Source organism: Rhodobacter sp. NTK016B (assembly GCF_017303295.1).
Classification (GTDB): Bacteria; Pseudomonadota; Alphaproteobacteria; order Rhodobacterales; family Rhodobacteraceae; genus Pararhodobacter.
Genome location: NZ_JAFKOK010000070.1, coordinates 1 through 246, shown reverse-complemented (window position 1 = coordinate 246; position 246 = coordinate 1). Strand labels below are relative to the sequence as shown.

Below are 246 nucleotides of genomic sequence, written 5' to 3'. Positions count from 1 at the left end.
CATCCGCCGGGGTCTGGATCGTGTAGCTGTCCGCGCGGTCGCGCGTGGTGCCGCCGGGCACGAGCTGATCGGCCTCGGCGGTGCCGCCGTGAGCTGCCGTGATGCTGTCGCCGTCCCCGATGATCGTCAGCGGCTGGCCGGTCTGCAGCGCGCCGATCACCGGTGCCATGACCTCGGCGTTGTGGCGGCGCAGCTCGTCCAGCCCGGCGACGTGCCGGCGCGGGCGAACAGACTGGCGCTCGGCCA

Annotated in this window: 1 protein-coding gene; it reads right to left on the bottom strand. The window is 74.0% G+C overall.

Translation table 11 applies throughout. The annotated features are described in order from the left end of the window. Positions 1-246, bottom strand: a 246-nt coding sequence (locus tag JI664_RS23740) for a hypothetical protein (RefSeq protein WP_207016265.1), incomplete at both ends; no start/stop codon positions are given.